Origin of the sequence: Brevundimonas sp., from assembly GCF_035998205.1 — a bacterium.
Classification (GTDB): Bacteria; Pseudomonadota; Alphaproteobacteria; order Caulobacterales; family Caulobacteraceae; genus Brevundimonas.
The window spans coordinates 352863-367123 of sequence record NZ_DASYHT010000006.1; the positions used below are offsets into that span (position 1 = coordinate 352863).

Here is a 14261-nt window from a genome sequence, read left to right on the forward strand (position 1 = left end):
CCGTCCGTTAGCCTCCGAATATGACAGTCCGTCGGGCGCGCGTCGCCGCGACCCAAGGGCCTCACGTCCGGTTCCCCGGCCGCCGCCGTGACAGGCGCGCGCGGCTGCGCTAGAGCCCCCCTTCCTCGATGCCCTCGACGGGACCTGACGCATGGCCGGCCACTCCAAGTTCAAGAACATCATGCACAAGAAGGGGCGCCAGGACGCGCTCCGCTCCAAGCTGTTCTCGCGCCTCTCGCGCGAGATCACCGTGGCGGCCAAGTCGGGCCTGCCCGACCCGGCGATGAACCCGCGCCTGCGCCTGGCGGTGAACAACGCCAAGGCCGAGTCCATGCCCAAGGACAACATCGACCGGGCCATAAAGAAGGCCGTCGGCGGCGAAGTCGATGCGATGGAGGAGATCCGCTACGAGGGGCGCGGCCCGGGCGGCGTGCAGATCATCGTCGAGGTGCTGACCGACAACCGCAACCGCGCCGCCTCGGCGGTGCGCGCGGCCTTCTCCAAGAACGGCGGGGCGCTGGGCGAAACCGGCTCGGTGACCTTCATGTGGGACCGGGTCGGCAAGATCCACTATCCGGCCGAGGCCGGCTCCGAGGACGCGGTCATGGAGGCGGCCATCGAGGCCGGGGCCCAGGACGTCGAGAGCGACCTGGTCAAGCCGGACATCTATGAGGACGCGCCGGGCCACACCATCTGGACCGCCTTCGAGGACCTCAACGAGGTGGCCGAGGCCATGTCTAAGGTGCTGGGCGATCCCAAGTCGACGGCCATCGTCTGGAAGCCCCAGTCCGAGGTCAGCCTGACCGGCGACCAGGTCGGCACCCTGTTCAAGCTGCTGGACGCCCTCGACGCCGAGGACGACGTGCAGCAGGTCTATTCGAACGAGGACATCTCGGACGAGGACGCGGCGAAGTTCGCGGGCTGACCGTCAGGAACGCACCGCCTGCCGCAGGGCGGTGAACAGGCGCTGCCCGAAAATCTCTGGCCCGTGAGCGTCATCAGCGGCCAGCCAGGCTTCGGTCGCGTGTCGCATCATGGCGATCGACGCCGCCGCCACGGCGACGATCTCGAGGTCGTCCTCCGCCAGGCCCCGACGCTGCGCGAGGGCCCGCGCGAGGGCCCGCTCCAGTTCGGCGTACCTGGCGTGATCGCCGGCCTCCAGTGACGGCGTGGTCGCGATGAGCCGTGCAAGGGCCCGCATCTCCGGCCCCTGAAAGTGCTGCGCCATATCCGTCAGCGCCGCCTCGGCCATGTCGAGGGTCGGTTCGTCGGCGGGACGGCGGGCCACCGCCTCGGCCAGCTGCGGTCCAATCTCGACCTTGGCCGCCAGCACCATGTCCTCCTTGGAGGTGAAGTAGTGAAACAGGCTGCGCCGCGACACGCCGGCGGCGCCGGCGATCTGGTCGAGCGTCACCGCCTCGAAGCCATGGGTGAGGAACAGCCGGATCGCCTCCTGCTGGATGCGAGCGTGGGTCTCGCGGCGCTTGCGGTCCCTGAGGCCGATGTTGTGCACCCCTTGCAATGTTGCATCGGGTGCAGATATATCCGCTGAACGTCGTTTCGTCGATGGTTTCACAGCGCAAGGATAACGCCCATGGCCCGCTTCACCAGTCGCGATGTACCGGATCAGACGGGTCGGCGGATCATCGTCACCGGGGCCAACTCCGGCACCGGCTTCGAGACGGCGCGGGTGCTGGCCGCGCGCGGGGCCGATCTGGTGCTCGCGGTGCGCAACCCCGGCAAGGGCGAGGCGGCGCGGGCGGCGATCCTGCGCGAGACGCCGGCGGCCACGGTGCGGGTGGAACAGCTCGACCTCGCCAGCCAGGTCTCGGTCGCCGGGGCGGCGGCGCGCCTGCTGGCCGAGGGGCGGCCGATCCATGTCCTGATCAACAACGCCGGGGTCATGGCCCTGCCGACGCGTCAGGAGAGTCCAGACGGGCACGAGCTGCAGCTGGCCACCAATGTCCTCGGTCACTTCGCCCTGACGGCGCGTCTGCTGCCGCTGCTGCAGGCGGGTCAGGCCCGGGTGGTGCAGCTGTCCTCGGTCGCTCACCGGCAGGGCCGCATCCATCTGGACGACCTGAACCTGACCTCCGGCTACACGCCGTGGAAGGCCTATGCCCAGTCCAAGCTGGCCATGCTGATGTTCGCCCTCGAGCTGGACCGGCGCAGCGCCGCGGCGAACTGGGGCCTGACCAGCGTGGCGGCCCACCCTGGCTATGCCCGCACGGACCTGATCGGCAACGGCCCGCTGGCCTCGGCGTCGGGGCTTGCCCGGGCCGGCTTCCGCTATGTCTACCGCCCGTTCCTCGAGCCGCTAGTGAGCCATTCCCAGGCCGACGGGGCCCTGCCGATCCTGCTGGCGGCGACCGGCCCGGTCGAGTCGGGCGGCTACTACGGTCCCGTCCGGATGAAGGAATACAAGGGGCCGCCGGGGCCGGCGAGGATCGAGCCCCGGGCGCTGGACGCGGGCGTGGCGCACGCCCTGTGGGGCGAGGCGGAGCGGCTCTCGGGCGTCCGCTTCGGCTGAAACCCGGACCTCTCGGGGCCGCGCACGTTAATGTGACACCGGCGTTCGCCCAACGGGCGTATCCTCCCCCTCGCGTACACAAGAACGATGCGTTGGGAGGCGCTCTGGTCATGATGTCACGCGTACAAATGGGCATGATTTCGGGGCTCTCGGGGGCCCTGGCGGTGGCGGCGATGGAGGCCGTCAACCTCGCCCTCGGTCCCTGGGCCGTTCCCTTTCCCCGTATGGTCGCCGTGATGCTGCAGGTGCCCGATCTGGCCCTCGCCGGCTGGATCGGTCACTTCGTCGTCGGGACCCTGTTGCTCGGCCCGCTGTTCGGGGTGCTCAGCCCCCGGCTGCCGACCGACACCCCGGAGACGAAGGGCATCGTCTTCGCCGTCGGGGCCTTCCTGGTGATGATGCTGACGGTCGCGCCCCTGTCGGGCGTCGGCATGCTCGGCGCCCGCGCCGGTCTCGGCGGGGTGCTGTGGATGCTGGGCGGACACGTCGTGTTCGGCATCGTTCTGGGCAATGTGTTCGGCCGCCTGGAGAGCCGTCAGAAGCGGCTGGCCCGGATGCATCCGCCCGAGGGCGTCGCGGCGCTCTGAGGGCCGGCTCTCCTCCCCATGCCATGGGGAGGTGGCTCGACGGCGAAGCCGGCGAGACGGAGGGGCTGGTCAAGCGCGATGCGTCGGCTGCCCCTCCACCGCCTGCGGCGGTCCCCCTCCCCACTGGCGTGGGGAGGAAAGGGCGCTATTTCCTCAGCTCAGGCGCTGGCCGATCTGGGCGATGGCGGCGTCGGCCATGGGGTCGGCGCCAGCGGCCGCGAGGCGGGCGGCGAGGATGGCTTCGGCCTGAACCGCGGCCTGTTCGGCGGCGAGCGCCTTGACCTCGGCCATGGCCTGGGCCTCGGCCTGGGCGATGCGCTGCTCGGCCAGCTTCTGGCGACGGGCGAGGGCTTCCTCGACCTGGGCGCGGGTCTCGTCCTCGAGGCGGCGGGCGTCGGCCTCGGCGGCGGCGAGCATGTCGCGGGCCTGGGCGTCGGCGGCGGCCTTCTCGGCGCGGATCTGCGCCAGCAGGGCCTCGGCCTCGGCGCGCAGGCGGGCGGCCTCGTCGAGCTCGCCCTGGATCTTGGCGGCCTTGGCGTCCAGCTGGCCGGCGACCAGCTTCGGAACGCCGGCGGCGATGAGGATGCCGAAGAAGATCAGCAGGCCGATACCGGCCCACAGGTCAGCGCTGCCGAAGGAGTAGAATTCGGGGGTGAGGAAGTACGGCATCAGGCGGCGCCCTTCAGTTCAGCGGCCGTCGGGGCCTTGCCCGTCAGGCGGGCGACCATGGCCGTGGCGGTTTCCGAGGCGACAGCGCCGACCGAGGTCAGGGCGGCGTCGCGGGTCTTCGCGATGTCGGCTTCGGCGGCGGCGATGCGGGCGTTGAGCTCCGCTTCCTGGGCCGCGTTGCGGGCGGCGGCCTGTTCGGCGACGCGGGCCCGGGCGGCGGCGGCGGTGGCGCGGGCCGAGGCGCGGGCGGCCTCAACCTCGGCCTTGGCCGCGGCGGCCTGGACAGCAGCCTCGTCCTGCACGGTGCGGGCGGTCTCGACCGCGCCGCGGATGGTCGCGGCCCGCTCGTCCCACACCCGGCGCATGCGCGGCGCAAACACCCTGGTGACCAGCACCAGCATCAGCGCGAACAGGATCAGGAACCAGGCGATCTGCCCGGCCCAGACCGTGGTGTCGAACTGCGGCAGGCCGCCCGAGGGGGCCTCGGTGGTGGCGTAGGTCTCGCCGTGGGCGTCGGAAGAGGCGGGAGAGGCCATGGGGTCCGTTCGTCTGGATATCGACAAGGCGACGGCGACCCCGCGCGGGGGCCGCCGCCGTCTGGATCAGGCGTATCCTGGCGCTTAGGCGTTCAGGATCAGGATGCCGAGCACGAAGGCCAGGATCCCGAGGGCTTCGGCCAGGGCGGCGCCCACGAACAGGTTGCCGACCTGCGAGGCGGCGGCCGACGGGTTGCGCAGGGCGCCGTTCAGGAAGTTCCCGAAGATGTTGCCCACGCCGATGGCCGAGCCGATCATGCCGAGGGTGGCGAGACCCGCGCCGAGGTACTTGGCGGCTTCAGCTTCCATGTCTGTCTAGTCCTGTTTCAGAGGTTCGGGGGTTGGGGGTGAAGGCTGGTCCGGGGCTCTTAGTGCCCGTGGCCCAGGTTGACCACATCGTTGAGGTAGATGCTGGCCAGAACGGCGAAGACGAAGGCCTGCAGGAAGGCCACGAGAAACTCCAGCGCCGTGATGGCGACGACCATCACCATCGACAGGGCGGCGATCGGCAGGGCGAACAGGCCGAGGCCCTCGCCGGCGAAGGCGGCGGCCCCGAGGGTCACGACGAAGCCGGCGAAGATCTTCAGGGCCACGTGGCCGCCCAGCATGTTGCCGAACAGACGCAGGGCGAGGGTGACCGGGCGCAGCAGGAACGACAGGAACTCGATGGCCCCGACGATCGGGCGAAGCACCAGCGGCGCCGACGACGGCCAGAACAGCTTGAAGAAGCCGAAGCCGTGCTTGAGCACCCCGATGGCGACCACCAGCAGGATGGTGATGGCGCCGAGGGTGGCGGTGATGGCCAGCTGCGACGTCGCCGTGAAGAAGAAGAACATGCCCAGCAGGTTCATGCCGAGGATCAGCAGGAACAGGGTGAACACGAAGGGGAAGTACTTGCGGCCGTCGTGGCCGATGATCGACTCGGTGACGTTGTCGATCAGGCCGAAGATCTGTTCGCCGGCGGCCTGGAAGCGGCCGGGCACGATCTGGGCTCGCGAGGTGACCGCGTGCATGAAGCCGGCCATCAGCAGGAAGGCGACGGTCATCGCCAGGTGCGAATTGGTGAAGGCGAGGTCGACCACGCCCAGGCCGGGCACGGTGACATCCGGCAGGTCGACCAGGGTCTTGACCTTGAACTGATAAATCGGGTCGGCCATCGCCTAAGCCTTGCGCTCCCAGTCGTCGTCTTCGTCATCGAAGGGGATCGACCCTGGGGTGATCCCTTCCGCCTTGGCCTTTTCCATCAGACGGTTCGCCGTGCGGCGCGCCATCCAGATCGAGACGGCGAAGCCCAGCAGGACGCCGCCGATCAGTCCCCACGGGTCGGTCGGCAAGTACCGGTCGACCACGAACCCCAGCGCCAGGCCCACCGCCACGCCGCCGATCAGCTCGGCGATGATCTTGTAGGCCTCCGACACCACCGCGCTGGCGGCCAGCGTCTGCGACGACGGGGGCCGGTTGCGCGCCTCCAGATCGGATGCGCTTCGGCTGAGACGAGCGATCGCCTCTTCGCGCGATTCCGGTTCCGTGGACATGGCGGCCTCAGCGCCTCTTCGACGCGCCCGCAGGCGGCCTCCGAGGGGGGTCTGAATTCGGCGCGGAACCTATAGGCGGGGCGCGGGCAGGTCAAGGCGGGGCGGCGACAGTCCAAGTGCCGGAAAATATGGGAAAATCTTCAGTCGGCGCGGAACCGGGACGCTTTGGCGCGGGGGGCGGGCGCGAAAACGCCCGCCGCAGCAGGCTGCGACGGGCGTTGTCCGGTCGGGGAGGGGGGCGACGGCCTCAGGCGGCCGCGGTCTGGGAGCCTTCGGCCGGGTCGCGCAGCACATAGCCGCGGCCCCAGACGGTCTCTATGTAGTGCTTGCCGCCGGCGGCCGTGGCCAGCTTCTTCCGCAGCTTGCAGATGAAGACGTCGATGATCTTCAGCTCGGGCTCGTCCATGCCGCCGTACAGGTGGTTCAGGAACATCTCCTTGGTCAGGGTCGTGCCCTTCCGCAGGGAGAGGAGCTCCAGCATCTGGTACTCCTTGCCGGTCAGATGGACGCGGTGGCCGTTCACCTCGACGGTCTTGGCGTCGAGGTTCACCGCGATCTCGCCGGTGGTGATGATGGCCTGGGCGTGACCCTTGGAGCGACGCACCACCGCGTGGGTGCGGGCGATCAGCTCGTCCTTGTGGAAGGGCTTGGTCAAGTAGTCGTCGGCGCCGCCGCCGAAGGTCTTCACCTTCGTCTCGATCTCGTGGCTGCCCGAGAGGATCATCACCGGCGTGTTGATCTTGCCGACGCGCAGCTGGCGCAGAACTTCAAGCCCGCTCATGTCGGGAAGGTTCAGGTCCAGGAGGATCAGGTCGTAGTCGTAGATCTTGCCCAGATCCACGCCTTCCTCGCCCAGATCGGTCGTGTAGACGTTAAAGCCTTCCGACTTCAGCATCAGCTCGATGCTCTGCGCGGTGGCGCTGTCGTCTTCGATCAACAGAACGCGCATTCGTGCCCCTCCAGGCGAAGCTTGGCCATGGCTCCGCACGCTTGGCGAACGGTAACCTTGTTCGCCAGTTAATCGGCCAAAGGCTTAAGAGTAGTTAATGGCGAATCTAGGGTGATTTGCGAATCGCCGTCTAGGGCTCGTCAGCGTCAAGGCGCCGATTTCGCGAGCGGGTCCTGCGAGGGCCCGCCGCGCGGGCCTCCTGCGACCGTAGCTGACGTGCGGCAGGAATATCTTCCCCACTATGCACTTTACATACCGGGGCTGATTTTATAGGGTTCGGTCATGGCCAACGCGACCCTTTCCGACCCGATCTTTCACGACGAAGGCGCCGCCCGCGCGCACTTCGAAAAGCTCCGCTGGCCCGCCGGTCGGACCTGCCCTCACTGCGGCGTTGTCGGCGACGATCAATCCACCCTGCTGCAAGGCAAGTCGCACCGACCTGGGCTCTACAAGTGCAAGGCCTGCGCCCAGCCGTTCACCGCCACCATCGGGACCGTCTACGAGGACTCCAAGGTGCCGCTGCATAAGTGGCTCCTCGCCACCCACCTCATGTGCGCCTCGAAAAAGGGTATCAGCGCGCTCCAGCTCCAGCGCGAGCTTGCCCTTGGCTCCTACCGCACCGCTTGGTTCATGGCCCACCGCATCCGCGAGGCCATGACCGACACTGACGACACCCCGCTGGGCGGCGAGGGCAAGATCGTGGAAGCCGACGAAACCTACTACGGCAAGCCCGCGATCACCCCGGCGCTCCGCACCTCAGGAGAGCCGTTCAAATACCCCAAGAAGCGCAACAGCCGCCCGGTCGTCGCCCTCGTTGAGCGCGGCGGCAAGGCCAAGGTCTTTCACGTCGCCGTCGCCGACAAGGCGACCGTTCAGAAGATCGTCCGCGAGAACGTCCATCCCGCGTCGCGCCTCCATACCGACGAGAGCAGGCTCTACCACGGTGCCAGCGCCGCCTTTGCCACCCATGAGACGGTCAAGCACTCCGGCGGCGAATACGCCCGTGGCGACGTGCACACCAACTCGGCCGAAGGCTTCTTCGGCGTGTTCAAGAAGGGCATGAAGGGCGTCTATCAGCACTGCGCCGAGAAGCACCTTCACCGCTACGTCACCGAGTTCAACTTCCGCCACAACACCCGCGCCAAGCTGGGCGTGGATGACGTGACCCGCACCGACCTTGCGCTGATCGGGACGGTCGGGAAGCGCCTCACCTATCGGCGGACTGACGCGGCCTACGTTTAAGTTTCAGGCCGCCCGCTTGGCGCGCATGCGGAAGAAGGCACAAAAGCGGAACATTAGGACTCCACAGAACGGCGGAATCCGGGTCTGGTAGATGGGATGGGCGATTCGCGGTCGCCCATCCCTTTCACCAACTGCCGTGGCGCGGCAGCCCGTGGTTGACACCCCGACCTTTCAGGAGTCGGGAATCCGGGTCAAGCGCCATGGCTCAACGGAGAGCCGAATGCGCTACTACGTCGTCAGTTACGATCTTCGCGGCGAGATTGGACCGCAGGATTACGTCCGTCTCGCCGACGCCCTGAGGACTGCACCAGACTTCTGCCGCGCCCTCTGGTCGTTCTGGATTGTCGGAACGCCACTTTCGCCCGCCCAGATCATAGATCGCCTCATAGCGGCGCGCGTAATTGATGCGGGAGACGGCATCGTCGTGCTTGAAATCACGGGCCGGGGCGACTGGTTCGGGGCACGTCCGCCTGAGGTCGCCCGGTGGCTCAGCGAAAAGATTCACGTCGCTTAATCCTCCTTGGGCGCGGGCTTTGGCTCGCGCCCCCCTTTCTTCGGCTTTCGCTTCTTCGGGGGCGTGGCCAGCATCCGCTTAACCACCTCGTCGCGGCGCTGGGCCGCCCCATCCGGTTCGTCGCTCATGAAGACACCCACTGACTACACAACTACGTTCGCCCTGGTCGGCGAATTCATGTTCGTTTGGTCGCACCTCGAACAAAAGATGACCCAATCCATAGGCCAGCTAGCCCGCCTTGAGGGCTTAGCCGTAGTTGCCATCATCGGTGCCAACATGGGCACTAGAGACAAGATAAACACCCTTAAAAGCCTGCTCCTGTGGAGCGGGTCCGACGACGACGAGTGGAAGAAAGCTGTGAACCGGCTTTGCTCACGCATCGCCGACAGGTGTGGCGACAGAAACATCATAGCGCACAACACCTTTGCCCCCGGCAAAAAGGGCGGGATTAAGTTTTGGACCGTCAGCGCCAAGGGAGAGCTCAAACTCCCAGACCTAGAATGGGACCTCGCAACTGTCCGGCAAAAAATCCAGCAGATACTAGACCTTTACAACGAGATTGAGCCGCTCACAGAGCAGGCGATGGCCCACGCGGCACTATGGCGAGCGAAGCTGCCCGAAGTGCAGCAAGCAAGGCTTGCCAATCACCAGACCCGCCAAGCTCAATCACCGCCCGATTGCGATCAACCCAGTCGTAAAGAATGACCTCAAACTGATCGGCTTGAGCGTCGCAAAATTCCGGCCTGTCACGCAGTTCCGTATGTGTCATTTCCGCATCGGTATGTAAAGTGCATATATAGGAATATCTTCCTTCTGTCTTGAGGTGCAGCGAGGGAGGATGCCGTGGATGGATCGGCCTACAGGGTTCCGGTGCGGGACGAGGACCGCATCCGCGCCGGACTGGTGGTGCAGCTGGTGGCGGTGGCCACGGGCTGGCCGCCGGAGGTGATCCTCGACATCCGGCGGCGGGATGCAGGGATCTCGCGGGCGCGGCGCACGGCCATGTATCTGACCCATGTGGCCTATGGCTGGACGCTGGAGCGGGTCGGCCACGCCTTCGGCCGCAACCGGGTGACGGTCGGCGCCGCCTGCCAGCGGGTCGAGGACGAGCGCGACGCGCCCGAGATCGATGCGCGGCTGGAGCAGCTGACGGCGCTGTTGACGGCCGCGCTGGCGACCGCCGGGCGTGGGGCCGGGGAGGGCGCGGCGTGATCGCCCGGGCGCGGCGGCTCATGTCCCGGCCGGGGGCCTGGCTGGGGGCCGAGGGCGACGGCTATGCGCTGCGGATCGGCGGCGACCGGCGGACCCGGCCCCTGCTGCGGCTGGACGAGGCCGGCTTCCGGGCGCTGGTCGAGGCCCCGGGGCTGCGCGCCCGCCCGGGCGGCGGCTGGCTGGCCCGGGACGCCGCGACCACGGCCGAGGCCCCGCCGCCCGGACGGCCCGGCGTCACTGTCGGCGAGCGGCTGATCGTGGAGGGCGACGGGCGGGCGCGCCGGGCGCACGCCAATCTGACGCCGACGGCGATCGCCTGGCTCGCGGCGCGGCGCGACCGGCAGGGGCGGCCGCTGCTGGACGCCGCCGAGGCGGCCGCGGGCGAGCGTCTGACGCGCGACGGCGAGCTCGCCCGCCGCAGCGCCCGCCTGACCTCGCGCTGGGACGCCCTGCCGCGACGCGGGGCCGGCGGCGGCGCGGACCTCGGGCCGGGCGGCGCCGCTCTGGCGGCGCGCCGGCGCATCGCCCAAGCGCTGCAGGCGGTGCCGCCGCTCGAGGCGGCGGTGCTGGTGCGCATCTGTCTGGAGGGCGACGCCCTGATGGCCGCCGAGGGGCGGCTGGGGTTGCGACGGCGCGAGGGCCGGGCGCGGCTGAAGGCCGGGCTGGCGGCCCTGGCCCGGACTACCGGCTGGTCTGAGCCTCGCCGGCCACGGCGGCCGCCGTCTCGCGGATGCGGCCGACCATGCTGTTCAGCCCGTTGGCGCGCTGCGGCGTCAGGGCCTGGGGCAGGCCGAGGCGGTCCAGCGCCGCGCGGGCGTCGAAGGCGAGGATGTCGGCCGGGCGGCGACCGGAGTAGAGCCGCAGCAGCAGCGCGACATTGCCCTTGGACAGATGGCTGTCGGAGTCGGCCCGGAACACCAGCCGGTCGCCGTCGCGGTCGGAGGCGACCCAGACCTGGGCGGCGCAGCCGCGCACCTTGTTGGCCTCGATCCGGTCGCTGTCCGGCAGGGGCGGCAGGTCGCGTCCCAGCTCGATGACATAGGCGATGCGCTGCTCCCAATCCTCGAGCAGGTCGAAGTCCTCGACCAGGGCCTCCAGAGCCGTCTCGATCTCGCTGCCTGTCGTCATATCGGCCACATAGGGCGGCGGTGGAGCCGGAGCAATGCGACCCATCCATCCCCAGTCCGGGGCTCACCGCCCACAGTCGCTCGTCGCCTCATCCGCGAGCGCGCTCGCCGCGCCGCATACACTTCGTTAAGGTCCGCCCTTCGCTCGTGACCTAACGTCAGGTTTCCTTGGACCCCATCCCCGCCCGTTCGCGCCAGGCGACCGTCGTCGCCCCGGACGCCTTGCCGGAGCCGACGCTCGCCGTCTGGCATGCGGCCTGGGCGGCAGGCTGCGCGCTGCTGGCCCTCGTGCTGAGGGCGGCGGGGCTGTCGCCGGAACCGGCCGTGACCTACGGCCTTCTGCTGGCGGCGACCCCGGGCGCGGCAGGCCTGATCCTGCTGCGGTCGGGCCATGCGGAGTCGCGACGCCTTCACATGGTCCTGATCTGGGGCGGGGCGGCGGTGCTGACAGCCGCCCTGACGCGCGGCCTCAGCGGGCCGCTGGCCCCGCTGGCCTTCATGCCCGTGGCGGCGGCGCTGACCCTCGGGGGCTGGCGGCGTCTGCAGCTGGCCGCCGGCGCGTCCGGGGCCGCGGTGCTGGCCGGGCTGCTGACCGCCGCCTGGTACGGGCCGCCGGCGCCGGCCGCCGATGTCGCCGCCGCGTCCGGCCTGCTGCTCGCCGCCGCCATGGCCTGGGGCGCGCGTCTCTCCGGGCGATCGCACCAGCGGCGTCTGGAACAGGCCGAGGCCGTCGCTGACCGGGTCGAACGTCTGCTGGCGGGCCAGCCCGGTCTGACCCTGATCAGCGATCCGGCCGGGCGCATCGCCGCCGCCTATGGCGCCGCGCCGCCGGCCCTGTCGGTCGATGGTCTGTTCGAGGCGGGCCTGATCGCCGCCGTCCATGCCCCCGACCGGCCAGCGGTGCTGTCGGCGATCAGCAAGGCGCTGGCCGGCGGCGCCGCCCAGACGCGCTTTGCGCCGCGGCTGGCGCTGGACCGGCGGATTGTCCTGCTGGCGCGGCCTCTGACGGAAGACGGGGCCCCGGGCCGCCGTCTGGTGCTGCAGCTGTTCGACGACACGGCCCAGTATGCGCGCGAGGCGGCGCTCGAGGCGGCGCGGATGGAGGCCGAGGCGGCCGACCAGGGCAAGTCGCGCTTCCTCGCCAACATGTCCCACGAGCTGCGCACGCCGCTGAATGCGGTTATCGGCTTCGCCGACATCATGAAGAGCCGCCTGTTCGGGCCGATTCCCGACAAGTACGGCGAGTACGCCGAACTGATCCACCAGGCCGGCCAGCATCTGCTCGAACTGATCAATGACGTGCTCGATGTCTCCAAGCTGGCGGCGGCCCGCTACGAGCTGTCGCTGGAGTCCTTCGACGCCCGCGAGGTGGTCTCGGCGGCCATGGCCATGGTCCGGGGCCAGGCCGAGGAGAAGGGCCTGACCCTCGCCGGAACGCTGACGGCGGAGCCCCTGCCGGTGACGGCTGACCGGCGGGCCCTGAAGCAGATGGCGCTGAACCTGTTGTCGAACGCCATCAAGTTCACGCCGCAGGAGGGCTCGGTGACGGTCACCCTGCAGGCCGTTGGACCCTATCTGGAGCTGATGGTGGCCGACACCGGCGTCGGCATCGCGCCGGAGGACCTGAAGCGGCTCGGCCGACCGTTCGAGCAGGCCGGAGAGGCGCGCCTGCGGGCCCAGGGCACCGGGCTCGGCCTGTCGCTGGTGCGGTCGCTGGCCGAGCTGCACAAGGGGCGTCTGGTGCTGGACAGCACCCTGGGCGAGGGCACGGTGGCGCTGGTGCGTCTGCCGGTGGCCGATCTGGGCGGGGTCTCACCCCCGGCGCCCGATGCATCGGATGCGCCGGCTACGGCCGCGGCGGCCGAAGCCCTCGTGCAATCCTGAAAGCCGCTTGCTAAGGCGCGGTCATGATCCGTCGCCTGCGCCCCGTCCCCTTCGACATCGGTCCGGTCCACTTCGTGGGGCTGGGCGGCATCGGCATGAGCGGCATCGCCGAGATCATGCTCAAGATCGGTTACCAGGTGCAGGGCTCGGACGCCAAGGCCAGCGCCAACACCGAGCGGCTGGAGAAGCTGGGCGCGCGGGTGTTCATCGGCCATGACGCGGCCCACGTCGGCGACGGGGTCTCGGCGGTGGTCTATTCGACCGCGGTCAAGCCGGACAATCCGGAGCTGAAGGTCGCCCGCGAGCGCCGCATCCCGCTGGTGCGCCGGGCCGAGATGCTGGCCGAACTGATGCGGCTGCAGTTCTCGATCGCCGTCGGCGGCACCCACGGCAAGACCACCACCACCAGCATGGTCGCCGCCCTGCTCGACGCCGCCGGCTTCGATCCGACGGTGGTGAACGGCGGCATCATCAACGCCTACGGCACCAACGCCAAGGTCGGCGACGGCGACTGGATCGTGGTCGAGGCCGACGAGTCGGACGGCAGCTTCCTGAGGCTGAAGTCGACGGTGGCCATCGTCACCAACATCGATCCGGAGCATCTGGACCACTACGGCGACTTCGACGGGGTGCGCCGGGCCTTCGTGGATTTCGTCGAGAACATCCCCTTCTACGGCTTCGCCGCCGTCTGCCTCGACCACCCCGAGGTGCAGCGGCTGGTGGCCCAGATCGACAACCGCCGGCTGGTCACCTACGGGACCAACCCCCAGGCCATGGTGCGGGCCGACAACTGCCGGCTCGATCCCGACGGCGCCCGCTTCGACGTGGTGATCCAGAAGCGCGGCGTGGCGGCGCTGGACGCGCCGGACCGGATCGTCGACCTGCACCTGCCGATGGCCGGGTCGCACAATGTCTCCAACGCCCTCGCCGCCATCGCCGTGGCGCGCGAGCTGGGCGTCACCGACGAGGCCATCCGCAGTGGTCTGGCCGGCTTCGGCGGGGTCAAGCGCCGCTTCACCACCACCGGCCTGGCGCACGGGGTCCGGATCATCGACGACTATGGCCACCATCCGGTGGAGATCGCCGCCGTGCTCAAGGCGGCCCGGCAGGTGACGCAGAGCGCCGAAGGGGCCGGGCGGGTCATCGCTGTGGTGCAGCCGCACCGCTACACCCGCCTGCGCGACCTGATGGAGGAGTTCTCGACCTGCTTCTCCGACGCCGATGCGGTGATCGTGGCCGACGTCTACGCCGCCGGCGAGACGCCGATCGAGGGCGTCGACAAGCAGGCCCTCGTCGACGGCATCCGCCGCTTCGGCCATCGCAACGTGCAGCCGCTGGAGAACGCCGCCGTCCTGCCGCGCCTGATCCGCGAGGAAGCCAAGGCCGGGGATCTGGTCGTCTGCCTCGGCGCCGGCGACATCACCAGCTGGGCCTACGCCCTGCCGGCCCAGCTGGAGGCGCTGGGGTAGGGCGGCC

Annotated in this window: 17 protein-coding genes and 1 pseudogene; 10 read left to right on the forward strand and 8 right to left on the reverse strand. The window is 69.4% G+C overall.

Translation table 11 applies throughout. From position 1 onward, the window contains the following. Positions 1 to 151: 151 nt before the first annotated feature. Positions 152 to 925, forward strand: coding sequence for a YebC/PmpR family DNA-binding transcriptional regulator (locus VGN74_RS11605; RefSeq protein WP_327448340.1), 774 nt, complete (start codon positions 152 to 154; stop codon positions 923 to 925). A 3-nt stretch (positions 926 to 928) separates the two neighbouring features. On the opposite strand, the gene VGN74_RS11610 is transcribed toward VGN74_RS11605, so the two are convergent. Further along, positions 929 to 1513: a TetR/AcrR family transcriptional regulator gene (locus VGN74_RS11610; protein WP_327448342.1), complete on the reverse strand. Its 585-nt coding sequence runs from the start codon at positions 1511 to 1513 to the stop codon at positions 929 to 931. A gap of 81 nt (positions 1514 to 1594) precedes the next feature. Here VGN74_RS11610 and VGN74_RS11615 point away from each other — a divergent pair, with 81 nt between their 5' ends. Then, positions 1595 to 2530, forward strand: coding sequence for an SDR family oxidoreductase (locus tag VGN74_RS11615; RefSeq protein ID WP_327448344.1), 936 nt, complete (start codon positions 1595 to 1597; stop codon positions 2528 to 2530). 113 nt (positions 2531 to 2643) lie between these two features. Then, entirely contained in the window at positions 2644 to 3117 is a 474-nt protein-coding gene (locus tag VGN74_RS11620) for a DUF6789 family protein (protein ID WP_327449486.1), read from the forward strand. A gap of 153 nt (positions 3118 to 3270) precedes the next feature. Here the strand turns inward: VGN74_RS11620 and VGN74_RS11625 are convergent, their stop codons facing one another. The 6 genes from VGN74_RS11625 to ctrA form a co-directional block, all read right to left on the reverse strand. Beyond that, positions 3271 to 3786 (reverse strand): ATP F0F1 synthase subunit B, encoded by a 516-nt coding sequence (locus VGN74_RS11625; protein WP_327448346.1) that lies wholly within the window; start codon positions 3784 to 3786, stop codon positions 3271 to 3273. Next, positions 3786 to 4322, reverse strand: a complete 537-nt coding sequence (locus VGN74_RS11630) for a hypothetical protein (RefSeq protein ID WP_327448348.1) — start codon at positions 4320 to 4322, stop codon at positions 3786 to 3788. The genes VGN74_RS11625 and VGN74_RS11630 overlap by 1 nt, the downstream gene beginning before the upstream one ends. Before the next feature lie 84 nt (positions 4323 to 4406). Further along, positions 4407 to 4631 carry a F0F1 ATP synthase subunit C gene (locus VGN74_RS11635; RefSeq protein ID WP_298276930.1) on the reverse strand — a complete coding sequence of 75 codons (225 nt, stop codon included), beginning with the start codon at positions 4629 to 4631 and terminating at the stop codon, positions 4407 to 4409. A gap of 59 nt (positions 4632 to 4690) precedes the next feature. Continuing rightward, a complete protein-coding gene (locus VGN74_RS11640; protein ID WP_327448353.1) occupies positions 4691 to 5479 on the reverse strand; it encodes a F0F1 ATP synthase subunit A in 789 nt (262 codons plus the stop codon). Positions 5480 to 5482: 3 nt separating this feature from the next. Continuing rightward, a complete protein-coding gene (locus tag VGN74_RS11645) occupies positions 5483 to 5857 on the reverse strand; it encodes an AtpZ/AtpI family protein (RefSeq protein WP_327448355.1) in 375 nt (124 codons plus the stop codon). A 247-nt stretch (positions 5858 to 6104) separates the two neighbouring features. Then, complete coding sequence (gene ctrA, locus VGN74_RS11650) at positions 6105 to 6806, reverse strand: response regulator transcription factor CtrA (RefSeq protein ID WP_327448357.1); 702 nt, start codon at positions 6804 to 6806, stop codon at positions 6105 to 6107. 282 nt (positions 6807 to 7088) lie between these two features. Here ctrA and VGN74_RS11655 point away from each other — a divergent pair, with 282 nt between their 5' ends. The 5 genes and pseudogenes from VGN74_RS11655 to VGN74_RS11675 all read left to right on the forward strand — a co-directional run. Next, positions 7089 to 8048 carry an IS1595 family transposase gene (locus tag VGN74_RS11655; RefSeq protein WP_327448359.1) on the forward strand — a complete coding sequence of 320 codons (960 nt, stop codon included), beginning with the start codon at positions 7089 to 7091 and terminating at the stop codon, positions 8046 to 8048. Positions 8049 to 8268: 220 nt separating this feature from the next. Further along, positions 8269 to 8562 (forward strand): hypothetical protein, encoded by a 294-nt coding sequence (locus VGN74_RS11660; protein ID WP_327448361.1) that lies wholly within the window; start codon positions 8269 to 8271, stop codon positions 8560 to 8562. A 63-nt stretch (positions 8563 to 8625) separates the two neighbouring features. Further along, positions 8626 to 9267, forward strand: a complete 642-nt coding sequence (locus VGN74_RS11665) for a hypothetical protein (protein WP_327448363.1) — start codon at positions 8626 to 8628, stop codon at positions 9265 to 9267. A 138-nt stretch (positions 9268 to 9405) separates the two neighbouring features. Continuing rightward, entirely contained in the window at positions 9406 to 9774 is a 369-nt protein-coding gene (locus VGN74_RS11670) for a helix-turn-helix domain-containing protein (protein ID WP_327448365.1), read from the forward strand. 20 nt (positions 9775 to 9794) lie between these two features. Continuing rightward, positions 9795 to 10442: pseudogene (locus VGN74_RS11675) on the forward strand (DUF6456 domain-containing protein); the annotation flags it as partial. Between the two features lie 13 nt (positions 10443 to 10455). Here the strand turns inward: VGN74_RS11675 and VGN74_RS11680 are convergent. Beyond that, on the reverse strand, positions 10456 to 10902 hold the full coding sequence (locus VGN74_RS11680; RefSeq protein ID WP_327448367.1) for a SufE family protein: 447 nt from the start codon (positions 10900 to 10902) through the stop codon (positions 10456 to 10458). Positions 10903 to 11069: 167 nt separating this feature from the next. On the opposite strand from VGN74_RS11680, the gene VGN74_RS11685 reads away from it, so the two are divergent. Both VGN74_RS11685 and murC read left to right on the forward strand, forming a co-directional pair. Beyond that, positions 11070 to 12785 carry a HAMP domain-containing sensor histidine kinase gene (locus VGN74_RS11685; RefSeq protein ID WP_327448369.1) on the forward strand — a complete coding sequence of 572 codons (1716 nt, stop codon included), beginning with the start codon at positions 11070 to 11072 and terminating at the stop codon, positions 12783 to 12785. Positions 12786 to 12808: 23 nt separating this feature from the next. Beyond that, the gene (murC, locus tag VGN74_RS11690; protein ID WP_327448371.1) at positions 12809 to 14254 is read left to right on the forward strand and encodes a UDP-N-acetylmuramate--L-alanine ligase; all 1446 of its coding nucleotides are present in this window, start codon (positions 12809 to 12811) and stop codon (positions 14252 to 14254) included. The last annotated feature ends 7 nt before the right edge of the window (positions 14255 to 14261 follow it).

Bases quoted from the DNA above. Each gene is read 5' to 3' on its own strand.
- VGN74_RS11660 (WP_327448361.1), top strand. From the start codon at position 8,269: ATGCGCTACTACGTCGTCAGTTACGATCTTCGCGGCGAGATTGGACCG.
- VGN74_RS11680 (WP_327448367.1), bottom strand. From the start codon at position 10,902: ATGACGACAGGCAGCGAGATCGAGACGGCTCTGGAGGCCCTGGTCGAG.
- murC (WP_327448371.1), top strand. From the start codon at position 12,809: ATGATCCGTCGCCTGCGCCCCGTCCCCTTCGACATCGGTCCGGTCCAC.
- ctrA (WP_327448357.1), bottom strand. From the start codon at position 6,806: ATGCGCGTTCTGTTGATCGAAGACGACAGCGCCACCGCGCAGAGCATC.
- VGN74_RS11630 (WP_327448348.1), bottom strand. From the start codon at position 4,322: ATGGCCTCTCCCGCCTCTTCCGACGCCCACGGCGAGACCTACGCCACC.
- VGN74_RS11620 (WP_327449486.1), top strand. From the start codon at position 2,644: ATGTCACGCGTACAAATGGGCATGATTTCGGGGCTCTCGGGGGCCCTG.
- VGN74_RS11645 (WP_327448355.1), bottom strand. From the start codon at position 5,857: ATGTCCACGGAACCGGAATCGCGCGAAGAGGCGATCGCTCGTCTCAGC.
- VGN74_RS11625 (WP_327448346.1), bottom strand. From the start codon at position 3,786: ATGCCGTACTTCCTCACCCCCGAATTCTACTCCTTCGGCAGCGCTGAC.
- VGN74_RS11640 (WP_327448353.1), bottom strand. From the start codon at position 5,479: ATGGCCGACCCGATTTATCAGTTCAAGGTCAAGACCCTGGTCGACCTG.
- VGN74_RS11635 (WP_298276930.1), bottom strand. From the start codon at position 4,631: ATGGAAGCTGAAGCCGCCAAGTACCTCGGCGCGGGTCTCGCCACCCTC.
- VGN74_RS11655 (WP_327448359.1), top strand. From the start codon at position 7,089: ATGGCCAACGCGACCCTTTCCGACCCGATCTTTCACGACGAAGGCGCC.
- VGN74_RS11605 (WP_327448340.1), top strand. From the start codon at position 152: ATGGCCGGCCACTCCAAGTTCAAGAACATCATGCACAAGAAGGGGCGC.
- VGN74_RS11615 (WP_327448344.1), top strand. From the start codon at position 1,595: ATGGCCCGCTTCACCAGTCGCGATGTACCGGATCAGACGGGTCGGCGG.